Genomic DNA, 20,364 nt, shown 5'->3' on the forward strand with positions numbered 1-20,364 from the left:
TCGATCATGTCCAGGCTGTAGGGGTCGCGCTCGTGGGTCCACTCGTCGAGTTCTTTCTCCCAGGCGGCCTTCTCGGCGGCGATCTGTCCGGCGCGGTCTTCGCGGGAGGCGTCGCAGGCCAGCGTGCGGCCGGCCAGGCGCTCGGTCAGTGCCACGGCTGCGGCCTTGGCATCGCCGCAGATGCCCACCGAGATCTTCTTGACCAGGCCGAGCATCTTGTGGTCGGCATCGATCTGGATGATCTTGGCGTGCTTGGGCCAGTAGTCCATGCCGTGCTGGGGCAGGGTGCCGAAGGGTCCGAGGCGCGAGCCGAGGGCGATGACGACATCGGCGCGGGCGAGCAGCTTCATGGCCGCCTTGGAGCCCTGGTAGCCCAGCGGGCCGCACCACAGCGGGTGGCTGGCGGGGAAGGAGTCGTTGTGCAGGTAGCTGTTGACCACCGGGGCGCCCAGCCGCTCGGCCAGCGCCTGGCATTCGTCGATGGCATCGGCCATGACCACGCCGCCGCCGGAGATGATGACGGGGAACTTGGCCTTGGCGATCAGCTCGGCGGCCTCGTTCAGGCGCTGGTCGCCGCCGGGGCCGCGGTCCAGGCGCTGGGGCTGGGGGATCTCGGCCTTGATCTGGCCGTAGAAGTAGTCGCGGGGGATATTGAGCTGGGTCGGTCCCATCTCGGCCATGGCGCGGTCGAAGCAGCGGCCGGTGTACTCGGCCATGCGCGCGGGGTGGGTGACGTGTCCCTGGTACTTGGTGAACTCCTGGAACATGGGCAGTTGCTTGGCTTCCTGGAAGCCGCCCAGGCCAATGCCCATGGTGCCGGCCTCCGGGGTGACGATGACCACCGGGCTATGTGCCCAGTAAGCGGCGGCGATGGCGGTCACGCAGTTGCTGATGCCGGGGCCGTTCTGTCCGATGACGACGCCGTGGCGGCCCGAGACGCGGGCATAGCCGTCGGCCATGTGGCCAGCGCCTTGCTCGTGCACGACGGGGATCAGGCGGATGCCGGCGGGGGCGAAGATGTCCATGGCGTCCATGAAGGCCGAGCCCATGATGCCGAACATGTCGGTGACGCCATTGGCGGCCAGGGTCTCGACAAAGGCTTCCGACGGGGTCATCTCCTGCGGGCCGGTGGTGGCGGGCAGCGCGGTGGTCTTGAGGGCTTCAGGCAGGTGTTCGCTCATGGTGTGTCTCCGGTATGGTTGTCAAAACGGAACTAATCGTCCCGAAAAATGTAATTTCCAGAAATGTAGGCCGCATAAAGTCGAAGGTCAATAGGTGAAACCAATAAACGAGATGATTTGTATCTAAAAACGAAACTGCTCTATCATGGCCGAAAGGGCGGCGCCCAAAGGAGACCAACGTGATGGATATCGTGACTGGCCAACCGGACAAGATGGTCGCGGCGCGCGCCCTGTTTGGCATCGACTCTGGCCTGATGGTGCCGGCATTCAGCGAGCGCGACGATCATGTGCCGGAGATCGACGAGGCCTACCGCTTCAACCCCGAAGTGACGCTGGCGATTCTGGCCGGCTTCACGCGGGATCGCCGCGTGATGGTGCAGGGCCTGCACGGCACCGGCAAATCCACCCATATCGAGCAGGTGGCGGCGCGCCTGAACTGGCCTTGCGTGCGTGTGAACCTGGACGGCCATATCAGCCGGCTAGACCTGGTCGGCAAGGACGCCATCGTGGTGCGCGACGGCCGCCAGGTCACCGAGTTCCAGGAAGGCATCGTGCCGTGGGCGCTGCAGCGCCCGGTGGCGCTGATCTTCGACGAGTACGATGCGGGCCGCCCCGATGTGATGTTCGTGATCCAGCGCATGCTGGAGCGCGACGGCAAGTTCACGCTACTGGACCAGAACCGCGTGATCCATCCGCATCCGGCGTTCCGCATGTTCGCCACCACCAACACCGTGGGGCTTGGCAACCTGAACGGCCTGTACCACGGCACCCAGATGCTGAACCACGCGCAGATGGACCGCTGGAACGTGGTCGCCACGCTCAACTACCTGCCGCGCGCGGAAGAGGCCGGCATCGTGCTGGCGCGCGTGCCGGAGCTGGCGGACGACGCCGGCCGCGCGCTGATCGCATCGATGGTGAGCGTGGCCGAGCTCACGCGCAAGGGCTTTGCCACGGGAGACCTGTCCACGCTGATGTCGCCGCGCACGGTGATCAGCTGGGCGGAAAACTGCCAGATCTTCCGCGATCCGGCGCTGGCGTTCCGGCTGAGCTTTCTCAATAAATGCGACGACGCCGAACGCCCGATCGTGGGCGAGTACTTCCAGCGCTGTTTTGGCCGGGAAGTGGACGCCGCGCTCGGCGAGGCGCCGCAACCGTGCTGATGCCGCCGCCCCGGCAGGCAAGCCGCCGCGGCCAGCAGCGCGAGGCCCTGTGCGCGGCGGTGGTGCGCGCGCTCACGGGCGACCGCGCGCTGCATTATCGCGACGGCCGCCTGTGCCGCGACCTGCGGCCGCTGCCGCTGCATGCGCCGCACCTGCGCACCGACCCGCAGGCGGACGATTTTGCCTGCCTGCGCGGCGCGGCGGATGGGGCGGCACTACGGCTTGCGCATTCGGACGCGGATCTGCACAAGCAGTTGTGCCCGGCGGATCCGGTGGAAAGGCTGGTGTTCGAGCTGTTGGAACAACTGCGCTGCGAGTCGCAACTGCCAGCCGGCATGCCGGGCGTCGCGCAGAACCTGCGCCACCGCTTTGCGGCCTGGTCCCGCGACTTCCATCGCAGCGGCCTGGCCGAGAGCCACCTTGGCATCCTGCTGTACACCGTGGCGCAGATCTCGTGGTCGCGCCTGTCGGGCTGGCCGGTGCTGGAAGACACCGAAGACCTGATCGAAGCCACGCGCGCGGCCATCGTGCCGGTGCTCGGCGTGCCGCTGGCGGGCCTGCGCCGGCACCGCGCGGAGCAGGGCGCGTTTGCGATCCATGCCCTCGAACTGGCACGGCTGGTGGGCGAGATGCTGCGCGCCACCCGCACGCACGGGATGCAAGCCGATGAGCAAGAGGCCGAAGACAACGAAGCCGTGCGCGTGGCGTTCTCACTGGCGCTCGGGTGCGAGGATGATGAGCTCGAGGCCATGGCCATGGCGGCCACAGGCAACAGCCGCGTGCTGCATGCGTGCGGCCAAGGCTACCGCGCCTACACCACGCGCTACGACCGGGAGATCGCCCCCGGCACGCTGGTGCGCAAGGACCTGCTGGCGGAGTACCGCGAACGCCTCGACCGGCGCATCGCCGAACAAGGCATCAACGTGGCAAGGCTGGCACGCGCGCTGACGGCATCGTTCGCCGTGCCGCAGCGCGATGGCTGGTCCTTCGGCGAGGAAGACGGCCGCATCGATGGCCGGCGCCTCGCGCAGCTGGTCACCTCGCCGGCCGAGCGCCGTCTGTTCCGGCAAGAGCGGCACCGGCTGCAGGCGGACTGCGCGGTGAGCTTTTTGATCGATTGCTCGGGCTCGATGAAAGCGCATATCGAGCAGGTAGCCATGATGGTCGACATCCTCACGCGCGCGCTCGACCAGGCCGGCGTGGCCAGCGAGGTGCTGGGCTTTACCACCGGCGCGTGGAATGGCGGCCGCGCCCGGCTCGACTGGCTGGCCCGCGGCCGGCCCGCGCATCCCGGGCGGCTGAATGAAGCCTGCCACATGGTGTTCAAGGACGCCGCCACGAGCTGGCGGCGTGCGCGCGCCAACATCGCCGCGCTGTTCAAGGCCGACCTGTTCCGCGAAGGCGTGGACGGGGAGGCAGTCGACTGGGCGTGCGCGCGGCTGCTCGCGCGTGCCGAAACCCGCCGCATCCTGATCGTGGTGTCCGACGGCAGCCCGATGGACAGCGCCACGGGGCACGCCAACGATGCGTTCTACCTGGACAACCACCTGAAGGAAGTGGTGGCGCGCAACGAGACACTGCGCGACGTGGAGGTGCTGGGGCTTGGCGTGGGGCTGGACCTCAGCCCGTACTACCGCCGCTGCCTGGCGCTGGACTTGTCGGTGCCGATGGATATGCCGGTGTTTGGGGAGCTTGTGCGGTGGATTGGGGGGCGGCGATGAGGGGCCTTCTCACCGCTCCCGCCGCTTTGCCCTTCCGGGCGGCTACGGGCAGGCCATCTTCGTCGTGCCGGCGCCGGCCTCGTCGCCAGGCTGTTTATGCTTACCAAGATTACCAAGATGAGGTACCCCCACGTGCCCTAAGCAGTTTCCCTTCAAAGTGCGCAACGAGAAAGTCGAGGAACGCCCGGACCTTGGCCGACATGTTCAGCCGCTCCGGAAAGACGGCAAATATGTCGGCTGGTGGTAGGGCATAGTCTTCGAGCAGCAAGACCAGGCGGCCACTTCGGAGGTACTTGGCAAGGTCCCATTCCGCGCGCTGCAAGATCCCTTGCCCGGCCAAGCCCCAAGTCAGCGTCACTTCGCCGTCATTGCTGCTCAGGGCGCCGCGTACCTTTACCGTTTCCGTCTTCTTCCCCTTGGCGAAGCGCCAGATGCCATAGGCAGAGTCGTTCTGGCGCAGCACGATGCATTGATGCTGCGTCAGATCGTGCGGCGTGACCGGCGTGCCGTGGGTTTTCAGATACGAGGGCGCGGCGCAGACCAAACGCCGGTTGTCGGCGATCTTCCGCGCCATCAGGCGCGTGTCCGGGATCTCGCCGAACCGGATCCCTATGTCAAATCCCTCATCGCCCAGGTTCATTGGCCTGTCCGTCAGATGGAGTTGCACCTCCATCTGTGGATATCGCTTGGCGAAATCGGATATGGCGGGCGCAATGTAGGTGCGCCCGAACCCCAGCGGAGCGTTGACCCTCAGCGTCCCTCGCGGCGCCACATGGCTGCTGGAGATCAGCTGGTCGAGATCCTCGATCTCCGCGAGCAGGCGCCGGGCGTGCTCGAGGTAGACCTCCCCCTCGGCGGTCAGGCCAATGCGCCGCGTCGTCCGGTTCAGCAACCGCACCCCAAGCCGCTTCTCCATTTGAGCTAGCCGTTTACTGACGGCTGCGGGGGTGACGTCTTGCTCACGCGCTGCGGCCGACAGGCTGCCCGCCTTGGCCAGGCCGGCGAAGAAAGCAAGTTCCGAAGGCTGCCCCATCTTCAACCTCAAGTTAATATTAGTTTGAAATACAGTTCATCTTACTCCCTCGGTTTTCAACGATAGTTAGGTCACAGAAGGACGCCGGCATACCTGGCGGTGGAAAGCGGCCTTCGGTGTGTGGAAAACAACGAGAGGAGCAACGCGATGCGTGAATACAAGATTGCAGCCATCCCTGGCGATGGCATTGGCCCGGAAGTCATCTCTGCCGGTCTGCAAGTGCTGGAGACCCTGGCGGGGCAAGATGGCGGCTTCAAGCTGAGCGTCGAGCATTTCCCGTGGAGCTCCGACTACTATCTGGAGAAAGGCTACTACATCCCCGAAGGCGGGCTGGAGCGCCTGAAGCAGTTCGACGCCATCTTCTTTGGCGCGGTGGGCGCCCTGAACGTGCCCGATCACGTGTCGCTGTGGGGCCTGCGCCTACCCATCGCCCAGGGCTTCGACCAGTACGCCAACGTACGCCCCGCACGCGTACTGCCAGGGGTGAAGAGCCCGCTGGCCAATGGCAAGGACATCGACTGGGTCATCATCCGCGAGAACTCGGAAGGCGAGTATGCCGGCAACGGCGGTCGTACCCACCGTGGCCTGCCCATCGAGACCGGCACGGAAACCGCTGTCTTCACACGCGCCGGGGTCGAGCGGATCCACCGCTTCGCCTTCGAGATCGCGCAGAAGCGCCCCCGCAAACACCTCACCCTGGTGACCAAGTCGAACGCGCAACGCTTCGGCATGGTGATGTGGGACGAGATCTTCTATGAAGTCGCCAAGGACTATCCGGACGTCAAGGTTGACCGCGAACTGGTCGACGCCGTGACCACGCGCATGGTGTTGAAGCCCCATACGCTGGACGTAGTGGTCGCGACCAACCTGCACGCCGACATCCTGTCCGACCTGGCTGCGGCGCTGTCCGGCAGCCTCGGCATCGCACCGACCGCCAACCTGAACCCGGAACGCGTGTTTCCGTCGATGTTCGAACCGATCCACGGCTCCGCTTTCGACATCACGGGCAAGGGCGTGGCGAATCCCATCGCCACCTTCTGGACCGCGGCCATGATGCTCGAGCATCTGGGCGAGAAGCCCGCGGCGGACCGCTTGATGGCAGCCATCGAGCAGATCACCGCCAACGGTGTCTTCACCCCGGACCTGGGTGGCAATGCGACCACAGCGTCCGTCACCGAAGCCATTTGCAAGGTGCTGGTCAATCAGGTCAGGAAGGCGGCCTGAGGCTAAGCAGGAAGCGCGGCTCGCCGCGCCGCAGCAAACAGCTAGCGGGTTAGCACCGGCACAGGTGACCCGCACCGAGTTGGCCCCGGGTGGGCCAGCCAAGAAAGTATTCCATCAGGAGACAGGCATGCAATCCGTGATCCGGACTGCGGTGATAGCGTTCGGCCTCGTGCTCGGCGCCGGCACCGCTTTCGCCCAGGCATATCCCACCAAGCCGATTCGCCTCATTGTCCCGTTTCCCCCGGGGGGCACCACCGACGTCCTTGCCCGCACCGTGGGACAAAAGCTCACGCAGGCGCTGGGCCAGCCCGTCATTATCGAAAACCGGCCGGGCGCCGGTGCCACCATCGGCGCGGACGCCGCGGCAAAGTCTGCGCCAGATGGCTACACGCTGCTCATGGGGGCGGTGCATCACACCATCGCACCGAACGTCTACAAAAAGCTCTCCTACGACGTCCAAAAGGATCTGACGCCAGTCTCCGTCGTTGCCATCGTGCCGAACGTGCTCGTCGTCAGCCCAAGCTTCCCGGCCAGGAACGTGCAGGAACTGGTCGCTTATGCCAAGGCCAATCCCGGCAAGCTGACGTATGCGTCCAATGGCAACGGCACGGCCCATCACCTCATCGGCGAGCAATTCAAGGCACAGACCGGCACCCACATCGTCCACGTTCCCTACAAGGGAAGCGCCCCGGCTATCACGGACCTGTTGGGCGGCCAGGTATCGATGATGTTTGACACCGCGTCGTCCGCGCTGCCTTACATCAAGGCGGGCAAGCTCAAGCCGCTGGCGGTCGCCACGGCCAGGCGCTCTTCCGCACTGCCGGATGTGCCTACCCTTGCCGAATCCGGCTTGCCCGGCTTCGACGTCGCGTCCTGGTTCGGCATCCTTGCCCCTACCGGCACGCCGCCTGAGATCGTGAACCGGCTTAGCACTGAAATCACCAAGGCCCTGGCACTCCCCGATGTGAGGAAACAATTCGCTGCCATCGGCGCTGAGCCGGTCGGCAATACCCCGGCCCAGATGACGGCCCAGATCAAGGACGAAGTCACCCGCTTCGGCAAGCTCGTCAAAGAGGCGCGCGTAAGCATGGACTGACCAAGCGGCACGGCCGTCGCGAAGACGTCGGCCGCATTCAGTTGATGAAGGCAAGACAGGCAGCGCTGCAAGTGCGTCGCCACAGGAGACATCATGAAAAGGCGACTCATAAGCTCACTGTATGTCCAGGTGCTCATTGCCGTGGCGGCGGGCATCCTGCTGGGTATCTTCATGCCCCATATCGGCAGCGAGCTCAAGCCACTTGGGGATATCTTCATCCGCCTCATCAAGATGGTGTTTGCACCCATCATCTTCGCGACGGTCGTGCTCGGCATCGCCAAGATGGAAAGCATGAAAGACCTTGGCAGGGTAGGCTGGCGTGCCTTGCTGTACTTCGAAGTGCTGTCGACGTTTGCGCTGCTGCTCGGCGTCATCGTGGTCAACGTGGTACAGCCCGGTCATGGCATGAACGTCGACCCGGCGACGCTCGACACGAAGAGCATTGCCGCCTATACGGCACAGGTAAAGCACGAAGGCGTCATGGACTTCCTGCTCAACCTCGTGCCGATGAGCATTGTGGATGCGCTCGCCAAGAACGACATCCTGCAGATCCTCGTGTTCTCTGTATTCATGGGCGTGGCCCTGGCCCATCTGGGCGAGCGCGGCAAGCCGTTCGTCGCCGCCCTGGACGCGTTCGCCAACGCCATGTTCGCGATCGTCGGCATGATCATGCGTTTCGCGCCGGTTGCCGCGTTCGGCGCCATGTCATTCACGGTGGGCAAGTATGGCTTTGGCTCCATTGCATCGCTTGGCAAGCTGGTCGCCACCATGTATGGGACCTGCGCGCTGTTTGTGCTGATTGTGTTGGGTGCCATTTGCCGCATCTGCGGATTTAGCCTGTTCAAATTCCTGAAGTACATCAAGGACGAAATCCTGACCGTGCTGGGAACGAGTTCATCAGAATCCGTCATTCCGCAGTTGATGCGCAAGCTGGAGAACGTCGGCGTGTCGAAGCCCGTCGTCGGGCTGGTGGTGCCGGCGGGCCTCACCTTCAACCCCGATGGCCAGTGCATTTACTACACCATGGCAGCGATCTTTATCGCACAGGCAACCAACACACCATTGACCCTCACCGACCAGTTCGTCGTGCTCGGTGTGCTGCTGCTGACTTCGAAGGGTTCCGCGGGCATCACCGGCTCGGGCTTCATCACCCTGGCGGCGACGCTCGCGTCGCTGGGGAAGATTCCGGTGGCGGGCATGGTTCTCCTGCTTGGGGTGGACCGCTTCATGTCGGAGGCGCGCGCCATCACCAACACCATCGGCAACGCGGTTGCGACCATGGCGATTGCCAAGTGGGTCGGCGCACTCGACGAGGACCGCGTCCAGCGCGTCCTCAATGGCGAAGCCGACCCGGAGGACCTGGAGCAACTCTACGAAGGTGTCGCGCCGGAACCCATCCCGCTGGTGCCGTTGCAGCCGAACTATGCCGCCGACGCCCGCAAGAGCGCTTGACACCAGAACGGAAACAGGTAGCGCATCGTGAAACACCTCACCATTGAAAACCCCCGGGCATTCCTGGCGTCGCTTTTCCGGACTGCCGTATCCGCAGCGGACCCGCAGGACTGCCTGGCGTGCGCATTACCCGAGCCGCCTGTCGGCCGCACCATCGTCGTCGGGGCCGGCAAGGCCGCCGCCAGCATGGCCCGCGCGCTGGAGCAGGCTTGGCCAGGCCCGCTCGCTGGCCTGGTTGTGACGCGGTACGGCCACGCCGCGCCGACCTCGCGCATCGAAGTCGTCGAAGCCGCGCATCCGGTACCCGACGCGGCTGGCCAGCGTGCCGCGGTTCGCATGCTGGACATGGTCTCGGGGCTGTGCGAGGACGATCTGGTCATCTGCCTGATATCCGGCGGCGGATCCTCGCTGCTCAGCCTTCCGCTGGCCGGCATCACCCTGGAGGAAAAGCGCGCCGTCAACCAGGCACTGCTGGCCAGCGGCGCGACCATTTCGGAGATGAACTGTGTGCGACGGCATCTCTCGGGCATTAAAGGCGGAAGGCTCGCCGCTGCGTGCCATCCGGCTCGCGTCGTGTCGCTGTTGATTTCAGACGTACCCGGCGACGACCCGGTCAATATTGCATCCGGGCCAACCGTATGCGACGCGACCACATGCCAGGACGCGCTGGATGTCGTCCGGCGCTATGGGATCCCGCTCCCGGCCAGCGCCGAGCGTCTGCTGGCGTCCGGCAGCGGGGAGTCCGTCAAGCCTGGCGACGAACGGCTCGCGCGCAGCGAGGTGCGCATGATCGCGACGCCTGCCATCTCCCTTGCCGCCGCAGCGCAGGCAGCCGCCGCCGCGGGCATCCAGCCCTATGTACTGGGCGATCGCATCGAAGGCGAGGCCGCCGCCGTCGGCAAGGCGATGGCCGGCATCGCTTTCCAGGCCGCGCGGGGAACGGAGCCATTCCAGCTGCCGTGCGTGCTCCTGTCAGGGGGCGAGACCACCGTCACGGTCAGAGGCGATGGCCGCGGCGGGCGCAATGTGGAATTCCTGCTTTCCCTGGCCATTGCGCTGGACGGCCACCCGAATGTCTTTGCGCTGGCCGCCGATACGGATGGCGTGGACGGCATCGAAGAGATCGCGGGGGCATACGCCGACCCCACGACACTCTCGCGCGCCTGGCAAAGGGAGATGGCGCCGCACACCTTTCTCGCCAATAACGACGGACACACCTTCTTCGAGGCGCTTGGCGATTCCATTGTCACGGGCCCCACGCTTACCAACGTCAACGACTTCCGCGCCTTGCTGATTACCAGCCCGGCCGGGAAAGGATGCTAGATCATGCGCCGCACTCGAAATGCCAAGATTGTCGCCACCGTCGGACCGGCCAGCAGCGATGCTGCAACCCTTCGCCGCCTGTTCATGGCCGGCGCCGACGTTTTCCGGCTGAATTTCAGTCACGGCACGCATGCCGACCACAAGGCACGCCTCAACCTCATCCGGGATCTGGAGACGGAGTTGGGACGGCCAATCGGCATCTTGCTGGACCTGCAAGGGCCAAAGCTGCGCGTGGGGCAGTTCGCGAACGGTCCCGTTACGCTCGTGCAAGGCCAGACGTTCCGGCTTGACATGGATAAGGACCGCCCGGGCGACGCGACCCGGGTTGCGCTGCCTCATCCCGAGATCTTCGCGGCGCTGAAAGCGCAGACGGACCTGTTGCTCGACGACGGGAAGCTCCGCCTCCGGGTAAGGGCATTTGGGCCGGACCATGCCGAGACCGAAGTGATCGACGGTGGGGTGCTGTCCGACCGCAAGGGCGTCAACGTGCCAGGCGTCGTGCTGCCGCTGTCGGCCTTGACCGCAAAGGACCGCGAAGACCTGGACTACGGCTTGTCGCTCGGGGTCGACTGGATCGCCTTGTCTTTCGTCCAGCGCGCCGAGGATATTCGCGAGATCAAGCAGATTGTCGGAAGCCGGGCCAGCATCGTCGCCAAGCTGGAAAAGCCTGCGGCCATCGCCGAGTTGCATGCCATTGTTGCCGAGACCGACGCAGTGATGGTCGCGCGGGGCGATCTTGGCGTCGAAATGCCCGCCGAGCAGGTGCCGTCGATCCAGAAGCGCATCGTGCAGGCTTGCCGCAAGGCAGGCAAGCCCGTCATTGTCGCCACGCAGATGCTGGAATCCATGGTGAGCTCGCCGGTTCCGACGCGCGCCGAAGCTTCCGACGTTGCCACCGCCATCTACGATGGCGCGGACGCCGTCATGCTCTCCGCGGAGTCGGCCTCGGGGAAATACCCTGTCGAAGCGGTGCAGATGATGAACAGCATCATCGTGCAGACGGAGGCGGACCCGTATTACAGGGAGGTCATGGAGGCATCGCAGACCCCGCCGGAGCCGGACATCGCCAACGCCATTGGCAGCGCAATGCGCCGCGTGGCCGGGCTCCTCCACGTAGCCACCACCGTGGCTTACACAAGCTCGGGCTATTCCGCCATGCGCATGTCGCGCGAGCGTCCCGATGCCCCCATCATCGGCATGACCCCGAACCTGCATGCTGCGCGTGCCATGGCGCTCGTCTGGGGTGTCCATGCGGTCATCATCCATGAAGTGGAGAGCGTCACCGAGATGACGAACTATGCCTGCGACACTGCCGAGAGCGAGGGTTTTGCCACGTCGGGGCAAGTCATCGTGATCTCCGCGGGCATGCCCTTTGGCACGCCCGGCACGACCAACCTGCTTCGCATCGCAACAGTTGGCCAGCCGGCCGGCTGAAGACCTTGGCGCCCACGACATCAGTATTTGAGGCCCGAGCAAGGGTGCCGTGGATTGGGGCGGTGAGTGGTAACCCCACCGCCGCCGGGCCGCGCGTGCTTGCCTGCGGCCCTTCGTTGCTCGTCAGCCTAGCCAGCCCTTGATGGTTGCCGCTATGACGTTGGCCGAGATGCCGTAGCGATCATGCAGCGTAGGCAGTGCGCCAGCGTCAAGGAACGCGTCCGGCAGGCCAATCTGCCGGAATGGCGCGCTGACGCCCGCGCGCATCAACGCTGCCGCCACGCCTTCGCCAAGACCACCGATCACCGTGTGGTTCTCGGCAACGACGACGAGCCGGCCGGAGCGCCTTGCCTCGCGCACGATGGTCTCGGTGTCCAGGGGCTTGATCGTCGGCACGTGCAGCACAGCCGCGCCGATGCGATCCGCCTCCAGCGCCTTGGCCACTTCGAGCGCACGCATGGTCATGATGCCCGACGAAATGACGAGCACCTCCGCGCCGTCGCGCAGCAATTTCGCTTTGCCAAGCTCAAAGCGATAGTCGTATTCGTCCAGCACCACGGGCACGTTGCCGCGCAGCAGCCGCGCATAGACTGGGCCGCGATGGGCCGCGATGGCCGGCACCATCTGCTCGATGTCCAGCGCGTCGCACGGATCGATGACGGTCATGTTCGGCATCGCGCGCATCAAGGCCAGGTCCTCGGCGGCCTGATGGCTTGGGCCGTAGCCTGTCGTCAGGCCGGGCAGCGCGCACACGATCTTCACATCCAGGTTGTCTTCGGCGATGGCCTGGTGCATGAAGTCATAGGCGCGGCGCGTGGCAAAGACCGCGTACGTGGTGACAAAGGGCTGTGCCCCCTCGTGCGCCAGGCCGGCGGCTGCGCCCATCAGCAGCTGCTCGGCCATGCCCATCTGGTAGTAGCGTTCCGGGAACGCCTTGGCAAAGAGATGCAGGTCGGTGTATTTGCCGAGGTCGGCCGTCATGCCGATCACGTCGGTCTTGTTGCGGGCCAGTTCCACCAGCGCATGTCCGAACGGGGCAGGGCGCGTCGCCTGGCCTTCTCCGGCAATCGAGGCGATCATCGCCGACGTCTTCAGTCTCGGCTTGGTCAAGGTTGCGTGGCTCATGCTTGTCTCCCGGCTTCCAGTGCTTCCAGCGCGAGCTGCCACTCGTGGGCGTCGACGCGGATAAAGTGGTTCTTCTCGCGTTGTTCCAGGAAGGGAACGCCGCAACCCATGCGCGTATCGCAAACAATGATGCGGGGCTGCGCGCCCGGATGCGACCGCGCCGCATCGAACGCCGCCGCCACCGCCGCGATATCGTTGCCATCCACGCGCTGCGTGAACCAGCCGAACGCCTCCAGCTTTTCCACCAGCGGCTCGAACGCCATGATCTGCGTCGATGGCCCGTCGGCCTGCTGGTTGTTGACGTCGACAATCGCGATCAGGTTGTCCAGCTTCCAGTGGCTGGCCGACATGATCCCTTCCCAGATCGCGCCTTCATCCAGTTCGCCATCGGAGAACAGCGTATAGACAAAGGCATCGGAGCCCTTGCGCTTGAGGCCCAGGCAGCGGCCAACCGCGATCGTCAGGCCTTGCCCCAGCGAGCCGCCGGACATCTCCATGCCAGGCGTGTAACTTGCCATGCCTGACATCGGCAGGCGGCTATCGTCGCTGCCATATGTCTCCAGCTCGTCCGCAGGCAGGATGCCTGCTTCGAACAACGCGGCATACAAGGCAATGGCGTAGTGCCCGTTGGACAGGAGGAAGCGATCTCGCCCCTCCCACTCTGGATCTTCCGGACGGTACTTCATGGCGCCGAAGTACGCGACGGCCAGGACGTCCGCAATGTCGAGTGCTTGCCCGATATAGCCCTGGCCCTGCACTTCGCCCATCAACAGGGCATTCCTGCGGATGCGATAGGCGCGCTCTGGCAATGGCACGGACGCGTCGGATGAGGATGAATGCATGTTCGTCTCCTGCGTGTATCTGATGGTCAAGGGAATGGGAAATCTCAGCGGTTGACAGCCTTCGCCGGGACAAGGAAGACAAGCAATGCGCCGAGCACGACGGCAACCGAGATGAAGATCAGGCCGGCCGTCGATTTCCCGGTCAGATCGTTGAGCCAGCCGACGATGGCCGGGGAAAAGAACCCTGCGAGGTTGGCAACGCAGTTGACGGCGGCAATCCCGGCCGCTGCCGACATGCCACCCAGCAAAGCGGTGGGCAACGCCCAGAACTGCGACGACGACGTCAGGATGCCCGCCGCCGCGATGCTCAGGCAGACGATCGAAGCGCCGACGCCACCAAGCAGAGGGAGCGTGGCAAAGCCCGCCGCCGCTACCAGCATCGGGATCGCCAGGTGCAGGCGCCGCTCGCGATGGTGGTCCGCGCTCATGCCGACCAGCGGCAACGCAACGATCGCGCACAGGTACGGCAAGGCGGTGAGGATGCCCACCCACAAAGGATCGGCGACACCAGCCTTCCTGACGATGGTCGGCAACCAGAACGTCAGGCCATACTGTCCGAGCACGACGCAGAAGTAGATGGCCGCCATCAGCCAGAGCCGGCGATCGGCGATGAACGCGCGAATCGACACGTGCGAGACCTTCTGGGCGTTGTCGCCAGCGACGTTGCGCGCAAGCAGTGCCTTCTCCGCTTCGGTGAGCCACTTCGCACTCTGGATGCCGTTGTCCAGGTAGAGCAGGATGGCGATGCCGAGAACGAGCGATGGCAGCGCCTCCAGCATGAACAGCCACTTCCACCCGGCCAGGTCCAGCGCGCCGTGGAACGCGTGCATGATGTAACCGGAAAGCGGCCCGCCAACGATGCCCGCCAACGGAATCGCCATGAAGAACATCGATAGCGCCTTGGCCCGTCGTTCCGATGGGAACCAGTAGGTCATGTAAAGGATGACACCCGGCGCGAATCCGGCCTCCGCCACGCCGAGCAGGAAACGCAACACGTAGAAGGAAGTGGGGCTGCTGACAAAAGCAAAGCTCGCCGAGATGACGGCCCATGTCAGCATGATGCGTGCGAGCCAGTTGCGCGCACCCACCTTGTGCAGGATCATGTTGCTCGGGACTTCGAAGAGGAAATAGCCAAGAAAGAAGATGCCGGCGCCGAGGCCATAGATCGTTTCGCTAAAGCGCAGGTCATTGAGCATCTGCAGCTTGGCGAATCCCACGTTGACCCGGTCCAGGTAGGCGCCGAGATAGCACAGCATCAGGAACGGTATCAGGCGCCGTACCACTTTTGCGTAGGTTCTGGATTCAAAGGTGGCGGCATCCGCGTGCGCCATCACATCGCCCGCAACGGGCGAAGCGTATTTGGTTTTCATGTTGTCTCCTGCCATGCGCCCCGGGTTCGCCCGGGTGCGCGGATTGTTCCGCCAGCCAAAGGCGGTCGTCGGGGACGATCAGTGAATCAGCATCCCGCCATTGACGTCGAGCGTAATGCCCGTCAGGTAAGCGGACAGGTCGCTGATCAGGAAGAGGCAAGCGTTGGCCACATCGGCGGCGTCACCCAGGCGGCCCAGCGGAATCCCCTTGATGATGTCGGCCCGCATTTCCGCGGTGAGCTTGTCGCCGGTGATGTCCGTCTGGATCAGGCCGGGCGTGATGGAGTTGATGCGGATGTTGTCGCCACCGAATTCGCGGGCCATGGCACGTGCAAGGCCAAGTACGCCCGCTTTGGCCGCGCTGTAGTGCGGCCCCCCGAAGATGCCGCCGCCGCGTTGCGCGGAGACAGACGACATGCAAACGATGCTGCCGCGCCTTTGCGCCTTCATTTGCGGGAGGACGGCCTGCGACATGTAGAGCGTGCCGCGCAGGTTCACATCGACCACGGCGTCGAAATTGGCGGGCTGGATGTCCAGTGTCCGTACCGGCTGCGTAATCCCCGCGTTATTGACCAGGCCATCGATCCGGCCGTATTTTTCCAGGGTGGCGCGTGCTGCCAGTTGGCAGGCCTCGCGGTCGGTCACATCGCATGCGAGGCCGAGATGGCCTGCGCCCAGTTCCAGCGCTGCGCGCTCAGCGTCAGCCTGCAGCAGGTCCAGGACCACCACCTTGGCGCCCTGCGCGGCAAGGGCGCTTGCCGTTGCCCTGCCGATGCCGCGGGGGGAGGCGGCGCCGGTTACGATCACAACCTTGTTCTCGAGCATCATCTTTGTCTCCTGGCTGTTGAAATGATGATTCGAGTGTCGTGCCTCGGGCAGCGCCGATCAATGCAGTCCGTCTCAGCTATTGCTGAGAAATTTTCAGTTGAGGGATTGGATTCCGGGAGATGAGGATATTGTGCGTTGCACAATAAAAAAGACTGCCGACTACCTATGACGCGGCTGGGCTACTTCAATTCCCGGTCGATCCAGTCGAGAAAGCGCTGTACCCGGGGCAGATCCGCGTTCTGCGATGGGCAGACGATGTGATGGCCCCCCACCTCAACGGCATACGTCTGGTCAAAGACCGGCACCAGCGTTCCCTTGCCGATATGGACCGACGCGAGCAGCATGCTTTCCAGCGCCACGCCAATGCCCAGTGCCGCGGTCTCCAGCGACATGTAAGAGCGGTCAAAGGAAAAGTCGAACGCCTGGTGCTCGCCGCCGGACACACCAAACCTGGCAAACCATTGCTGCCATTGGACAAGTGGCGTCTCTGAGAAGACCAGGCGCTGGCCCAGCAGGTCAGCCGGCGTGCGTATGGGGTGTTTGGCAAGATACTCGGGGGAGGCCAGGGGCGCGATGAATTCGTTGCGCAATGTCTTGACCTGCAAGTCCCGCCAGTGCGCATAGCCATAGCGGATATCGACGTCGTAGTAGCCGCTTGTGAATGAGACATCCTCGTAGGAGCAGGCGATATTCAGCTGGATGTCGCCGTTGTCGGCCTGGAACGACTTCAGTCGCGGCAGCAACCACATCAGGCCGAAGCTCGGGCTCGAATGCACCCTGAGTATGTCGACTTCCGCCTGGCTCGACGCGCGCTCGGTGGCGCGGTTCAGTTCCGCAAGCGAACCTGTGACGTCGCGCAGGTATTGCTCTCCGACTGGCGTCAGCGTCAGTCCTCGCCCCTGCCGGAAGAATAGCGGCTGGCCGATGATGGTTTCGAGGTTGGCAATCTGATGGCTCACCGCTGACGCGGTCAGGCCCAGTTCCTCGGATGCGCGGCTCACGCTCTTCGTTCTCGCGACGCTCTCGAACGCGATGATCGACTTCAGCGGCGGAATGCGCATGTTCGGCTCTCGGGCAACGGCAGCAGTACGAATGGGCCGGGGTGGCAGGCGGTGAAGTACCGAAGCTGGTGTGGTGTCATCTGCGCTGTCCCGACCGGCAAGCGGGTGCCGATGCTGGTATCGATGACGTAGTGTAAGCGGGGCCCAATTCCAGCGTCAATTTGGCAGCCGGCACCGGGGGGACGGTTCAGAGCCGGTGTTACGGGCGGTGCGTGATGCGCCAGGCAAAACGCAAAAACGGCTTAGAGATCAAAGTTCTCTAAGCCGTTGGTTTGCTACTCGTGTCAGGTGGTGCGGCTGGCAGGATTCGAACCCACGACCCCTTGGTTCGTAGCCAAGTACTCTATCCAACTGAGCTACAGCCGCACGCGAGGGCAGGACTATATCGCACCTGGCGAAAAATGCAAGGGGTACGCCGATAAAAGTTGGGGGGCGGTCCCTGACTGGCGGGCTAAGTCACCAGGTCAACCAGCCCCGGCAGCATCAAGTACCCCCCGATCACCACCAGCACCCCAAATGCAATCCGCCGCGTTGCCACCGCCGAAAGCGGTGGCGGAAAGCGCCGGGCTGCCATCGTGGTCAATGCCACAACCGGCACGGCAAGCGCTGCCTGCATCCAGATATCGGCACTGAGCTGCCCTTGCCACGCACTGAACAAGGTGCGTGTCACGGAGGTCGCGGTGAACACAAGAATCAGCGCGCAGCGGATCTCCACCAGCGACAGCGGCTGGCGATAGAACTGGAAGATCAGCGGCGGCCCGGACACGCCAAACATGCCGCTGAGCAAGCCGCCAAGGATGCCGCTGACAAAGAAGCTGCGGTTGCCGGAGCGCCGCAGCAGCGGCGCAGGGCGCAGCGCGGCGCTAACGCCGCCGTACAGCACCACCGCGCCCAGCAGCCATTGCAGGATGCCGGCGGCGGCGCTGCTCAGGTAGTCAAGAATCAGCACGCCGGCCACCACGGAGGGCAGAATGCCGAGCGTGGCGGAGCCCACCGCGTGCCAGTCGATGTGATGCAGCTTGCCGGGCAGCGCCACGGCGCTGTTGGCCAGCGTCACCAGGCTCACCAGCGTGGCAACGGTCGCCACCGGCGCGAGGTCCAGCCCGCTGGTCGCGCCCATCACGATCATGCCGAGGCCAAAGCCGGTCACCGTCTGGAAGTAGCTTGCCGCGCCCATCAGCGCGAGCAGCGGCAGCAGGTGGTCCGCGGTCATGGCTGGCATGCGGCCATCGGGGCTTCCGGCTGGGCTTGCGCGGCGGCTTGCGCCTGCACGGCGGTGACGGCGATCACGTAAAACACGTCGTCGGCGCTGCAGCCGCGCGACAGATCGTTGGCTGGTTTTTGCAGCCCTTGCAGCAAGGGCCCGATTGCCTTGGCGCCGCCCACGCGCTCGGCCAGCTTGTAGCCGATATTGCCGGCCTCCAGGCTGGGAAAGACCAGCACATTGGCGCGGCCTTCCACCTTGGAATGCTCGATCTTCTCCCTGGCGATCTCGGCAACGATGGCGGCATCGAGCTGCACGTCGCCATCGATGGCCAGCGCCGGGCGCTGCACCTGCACCAGGCGCGTGGCTTGCACCACTTTGTCGACCGCGGCATGCCGGGCGCTGCCGCTGGTGGAGAACGACAGCATGGCGACGCGCGGGGCATCCATCAGCAGGTTTTGCGCGCTGTCGGCCGCGGCCATGGCGATCTCGGCCAGCTCAAAGGCGTCGGGATCCACCACCAGCCCGCAATCGGAGAAAATCAGCCCGCCCTTCAATGCATGGAACGGCTCGCACAACATCATCAGGAAGAAGCTCGATACCAGCTTGAACGCCGGGTGAATGCCGATGACCTGGATGGCGGTGCGCACCACGTCGGCGGTGGTGTGCACCGCGCCGGCCACCGAGCCGTCCGCATGGCCCAGGCGCACCATCAGGTTGGCGAAGCACAGGGGCTTGAGCACTTCGCGCCTGGCGTCTTCCAGCGTCATGCCTTTTTTCGCGCGCAGGGCGAACAGCTTCTGCGCGAGGGACGGCGTGAGCGCGGAGGTGGCGGGGTCGATCACGTCCATGCCGGCCAGGTCGATGTCCTCGCTGGCGGCCGCCTGGCGGATGCGCGCCGCGTCGCCCACCAGCACGATGCGCGCGATGCCCTCATGGGCCGCGCGTTGCGCGGCGTGCAGGATGCGCGGGTCTTCGGCCTCGCACAGCACGATGCGCCTGGGTTCGGCGCGGGCGCGCTCGATGATGCGGTTGATCGCTTTCATGATGGGGTCGCTCAGAATGGAAAATGGCCGGAAGCAGCGGGCGCTGCCTCCGGCCACCGGCCAAGCGCCCGCTAACTCACTGGCTCAAACGTAGTCCTTGTACTTGTCGAGCATGCGCACGGGCTTGGCCAGCGCGTCGCGGCGGAACGGGTCGCCGAGCTCACGGGTGCACATGATCTCGATGATGGTGGTCTTGCCGTGGTGCATCTGCAGGTCGATGGCGCGCTTGAGCGCCGGGCCGACGTCTTCCAGCTTGTCCACCACGATGCCCTCGGCGCCCATGGCGCGGGCGATCTCGGCGAAGCTCTGGTTGTCCAGCTCGCCGGCGACAAAGCGGCGGTTGTAGAAGTCCACCTGGTTTTTCTTCTCCGCGCCCCACTGGCGGTTGTGGAATACCACGGCCGTCACCGGGATGTTGTGGCGCACGGCGGTCATGGTCTCCATCAGGCTCATGCCCCAGGCGCCGTCGCCGGCGTAGGACACGGCCGGGCGGTGGGGTGCGGCCACTTTGGCGCCCATGATGGTGGGGAAGGCATAGCCGCAGTTGCCCCAGCTCATGGCGGCAAAGAAGCTGCGCGGCTTGTTGAAGCGCAGGTAGCTGTTGGCCACCGAGTTGATGTTGCCGATGTCGGTGGAGACCATCACGTCTTCGGGCATGGCCTTCTCCAGCTCACGCAGGACCTGGCGCGGATGCAGGTAGTGTCCGCCGGTGGGCGTGCGCTCGTGCTTCTGCTCCTCGATCATGTCCAGGCTGTAGGGGTCGCGCTCGTGGGTCCACTCGTCGAGTTCTTTCTCCCAGGCGGCCTTCTCGGCGGCGATCTGTCCGGCGCGGTCTTCGCGGGAGGCGTCGCAGGCCAGCGTGCGGCCGGCCAGGCGCTCGGTCAGTGCCACGGCTGCGGCCTTGGCATCGCCGCAGATGCCCACCGAGATCTTCTTGACCAGGCCGAGCATCTTGTGGTCGGCATCGATCTGGATGATCTTGGCGTGCTTGGGCCAGTAGTCCATGCCGTGCTGGGGCAGGGTGCCGAAGGGTCCGAGGCGCGAGCCGAGGGCGATGACGACATCGGCGCGGGCGAGCAGCTTCATGGCCGCCTTGGAGCCCTGGTAGCCCAGCGGGCCGCACCACAGCGGGTGGCTGGCGGGGAAGGAGTCGTTGTGCAGGTAGCTGTTGACCACCGGGGCGCCCAGCCGCTCGGCCAGCGCCTGGCATTCGTCGATGGCATCGGCCATGACCACGCCGCCGCCGGAGATGATGACGGGGAAC

17 protein-coding genes and 1 tRNA gene are annotated in these 20,364 nt (G+C 64.8%); 7 read left to right on the top strand and 11 right to left on the bottom strand.

Going from position 1 to position 20,364, the window contains the following annotated elements; all coding sequences use genetic code 11:
* A partial coding sequence (gene xsc, locus AC1Q7Q_RS39905; protein ID WP_492387292.1) for a sulfoacetaldehyde acetyltransferase occupies positions 1-1,181 on the bottom strand: 1,181 nt, incomplete at its 3' end.
* A gap of 182 nt (positions 1,182-1,363) precedes the next feature.
* Here xsc (AC1Q7Q_RS39905) and AC1Q7Q_RS39910 point away from each other — a divergent pair.
* A complete protein-coding gene (locus AC1Q7Q_RS39910) occupies positions 1,364-2,341 on the top strand; it encodes an AAA family ATPase (protein WP_492376437.1) in 978 nt (325 codons plus the stop codon).
* Positions 2,341-4,062: a cobaltochelatase CobT-related protein gene (locus AC1Q7Q_RS39915; protein ID WP_492376447.1), complete on the top strand. Its 1,722-nt coding sequence runs from the start codon at positions 2,341-2,343 to the stop codon at positions 4,060-4,062. Before AC1Q7Q_RS39910 ends, AC1Q7Q_RS39915 begins: the two co-directional genes overlap by 1 nt.
* 109 nt (positions 4,063-4,171) lie before the next feature.
* Here the strand turns inward: AC1Q7Q_RS39915 and AC1Q7Q_RS39920 are convergent, their stop codons facing one another.
* Positions 4,172-5,095 carry a LysR family transcriptional regulator gene (locus AC1Q7Q_RS39920; protein ID WP_492376438.1) on the bottom strand — a complete coding sequence of 308 codons (924 nt, stop codon included), beginning with the start codon at positions 5,093-5,095 and terminating at the stop codon, positions 4,172-4,174.
* A 147-nt stretch (positions 5,096-5,242) separates the two neighbouring features.
* On the opposite strand from AC1Q7Q_RS39920, the gene AC1Q7Q_RS39925 reads away from it, so the two are divergent.
* The 5 genes from AC1Q7Q_RS39925 (at position 5,243) to pyk (ending at position 11,624) form a co-directional block, all read left to right on the top strand.
* On the top strand, positions 5,243-6,319 hold the full coding sequence (locus AC1Q7Q_RS39925; RefSeq protein WP_492376439.1) for a tartrate dehydrogenase: 1,077 nt from the start codon (positions 5,243-5,245) through the stop codon (positions 6,317-6,319).
* A gap of 127 nt (positions 6,320-6,446) precedes the next feature.
* A complete protein-coding gene (locus AC1Q7Q_RS39930) occupies positions 6,447-7,415 on the top strand; it encodes a tripartite tricarboxylate transporter substrate binding protein (protein WP_492376440.1) in 969 nt (322 codons plus the stop codon).
* A 93-nt stretch (positions 7,416-7,508) separates the two neighbouring features.
* Positions 7,509-8,867: a dicarboxylate/amino acid:cation symporter gene (locus AC1Q7Q_RS39935; protein WP_492376441.1), complete on the top strand. Its 1,359-nt coding sequence runs from the start codon at positions 7,509-7,511 to the stop codon at positions 8,865-8,867.
* A 27-nt stretch (positions 8,868-8,894) separates the two neighbouring features.
* Positions 8,895-10,190, top strand: a complete 1,296-nt coding sequence (locus tag AC1Q7Q_RS39940; protein ID WP_492376442.1) for a glycerate kinase type-2 family protein — start codon at positions 8,895-8,897, stop codon at positions 10,188-10,190.
* Positions 10,191-10,193: 3 nt separating this feature from the next.
* On the top strand, positions 10,194-11,624 hold the full coding sequence (gene pyk / locus AC1Q7Q_RS39945; RefSeq protein ID WP_492376443.1) for a pyruvate kinase: 1,431 nt from the start codon (positions 10,194-10,196) through the stop codon (positions 11,622-11,624).
* 123 nt (positions 11,625-11,747) lie between these two features.
* Here the strand turns inward: pyk and AC1Q7Q_RS39950 are convergent, their stop codons facing one another.
* From AC1Q7Q_RS39950 to xsc (AC1Q7Q_RS39990), 9 genes are all read right to left on the bottom strand, one after another.
* The gene (locus AC1Q7Q_RS39950) at positions 11,748-12,749 is read right to left on the bottom strand and encodes a transketolase family protein (protein ID WP_492376444.1); all 1,002 of its coding nucleotides are present in this window, start codon (positions 12,747-12,749) and stop codon (positions 11,748-11,750) included.
* Positions 12,746-13,591: a transketolase gene (locus AC1Q7Q_RS39955; RefSeq protein WP_416050726.1), complete on the bottom strand. Its 846-nt coding sequence runs from the start codon at positions 13,589-13,591 to the stop codon at positions 12,746-12,748. Before AC1Q7Q_RS39955 ends, AC1Q7Q_RS39950 begins: the two co-directional genes overlap by 4 nt.
* Before the next feature lie 44 nt (positions 13,592-13,635).
* Entirely contained in the window at positions 13,636-14,961 is a 1,326-nt protein-coding gene (locus tag AC1Q7Q_RS39960; protein WP_492376445.1) for an MFS transporter, read from the bottom strand.
* A 78-nt stretch (positions 14,962-15,039) separates the two neighbouring features.
* The gene (locus AC1Q7Q_RS39965) at positions 15,040-15,789 is read right to left on the bottom strand and encodes an SDR family NAD(P)-dependent oxidoreductase (RefSeq protein ID WP_492376446.1); all 750 of its coding nucleotides are present in this window, start codon (positions 15,787-15,789) and stop codon (positions 15,040-15,042) included.
* A gap of 179 nt (positions 15,790-15,968) precedes the next feature.
* Positions 15,969-16,850: a LysR substrate-binding domain-containing protein gene (locus AC1Q7Q_RS39970; RefSeq protein ID WP_416050723.1), complete on the bottom strand. Its 882-nt coding sequence runs from the start codon at positions 16,848-16,850 to the stop codon at positions 15,969-15,971.
* A gap of 289 nt (positions 16,851-17,139) precedes the next feature.
* Positions 17,140-17,216, bottom strand: a tRNA-Arg gene (locus AC1Q7Q_RS39975).
* A gap of 85 nt (positions 17,217-17,301) precedes the next feature.
* On the bottom strand, positions 17,302-18,063 hold the full coding sequence (locus AC1Q7Q_RS39980; protein WP_492376839.1) for a sulfite exporter TauE/SafE family protein: 762 nt from the start codon (positions 18,061-18,063) through the stop codon (positions 17,302-17,304).
* Positions 18,060-19,100, bottom strand: a complete 1,041-nt coding sequence (pta, locus tag AC1Q7Q_RS39985; RefSeq protein WP_492376838.1) for a phosphate acetyltransferase — start codon at positions 19,098-19,100, stop codon at positions 18,060-18,062. Before pta ends, AC1Q7Q_RS39980 begins: the two co-directional genes overlap by 4 nt.
* 84 nt (positions 19,101-19,184) lie before the next feature.
* The coding region (gene xsc, locus AC1Q7Q_RS39990) for a sulfoacetaldehyde acetyltransferase (protein ID WP_492387293.1) at positions 19,185-20,364 on the bottom strand (1,180 nt) is incomplete at its 5' end.

This window comes from Cupriavidus sp. GW823-FHT07A04 (assembly GCF_058794615.1).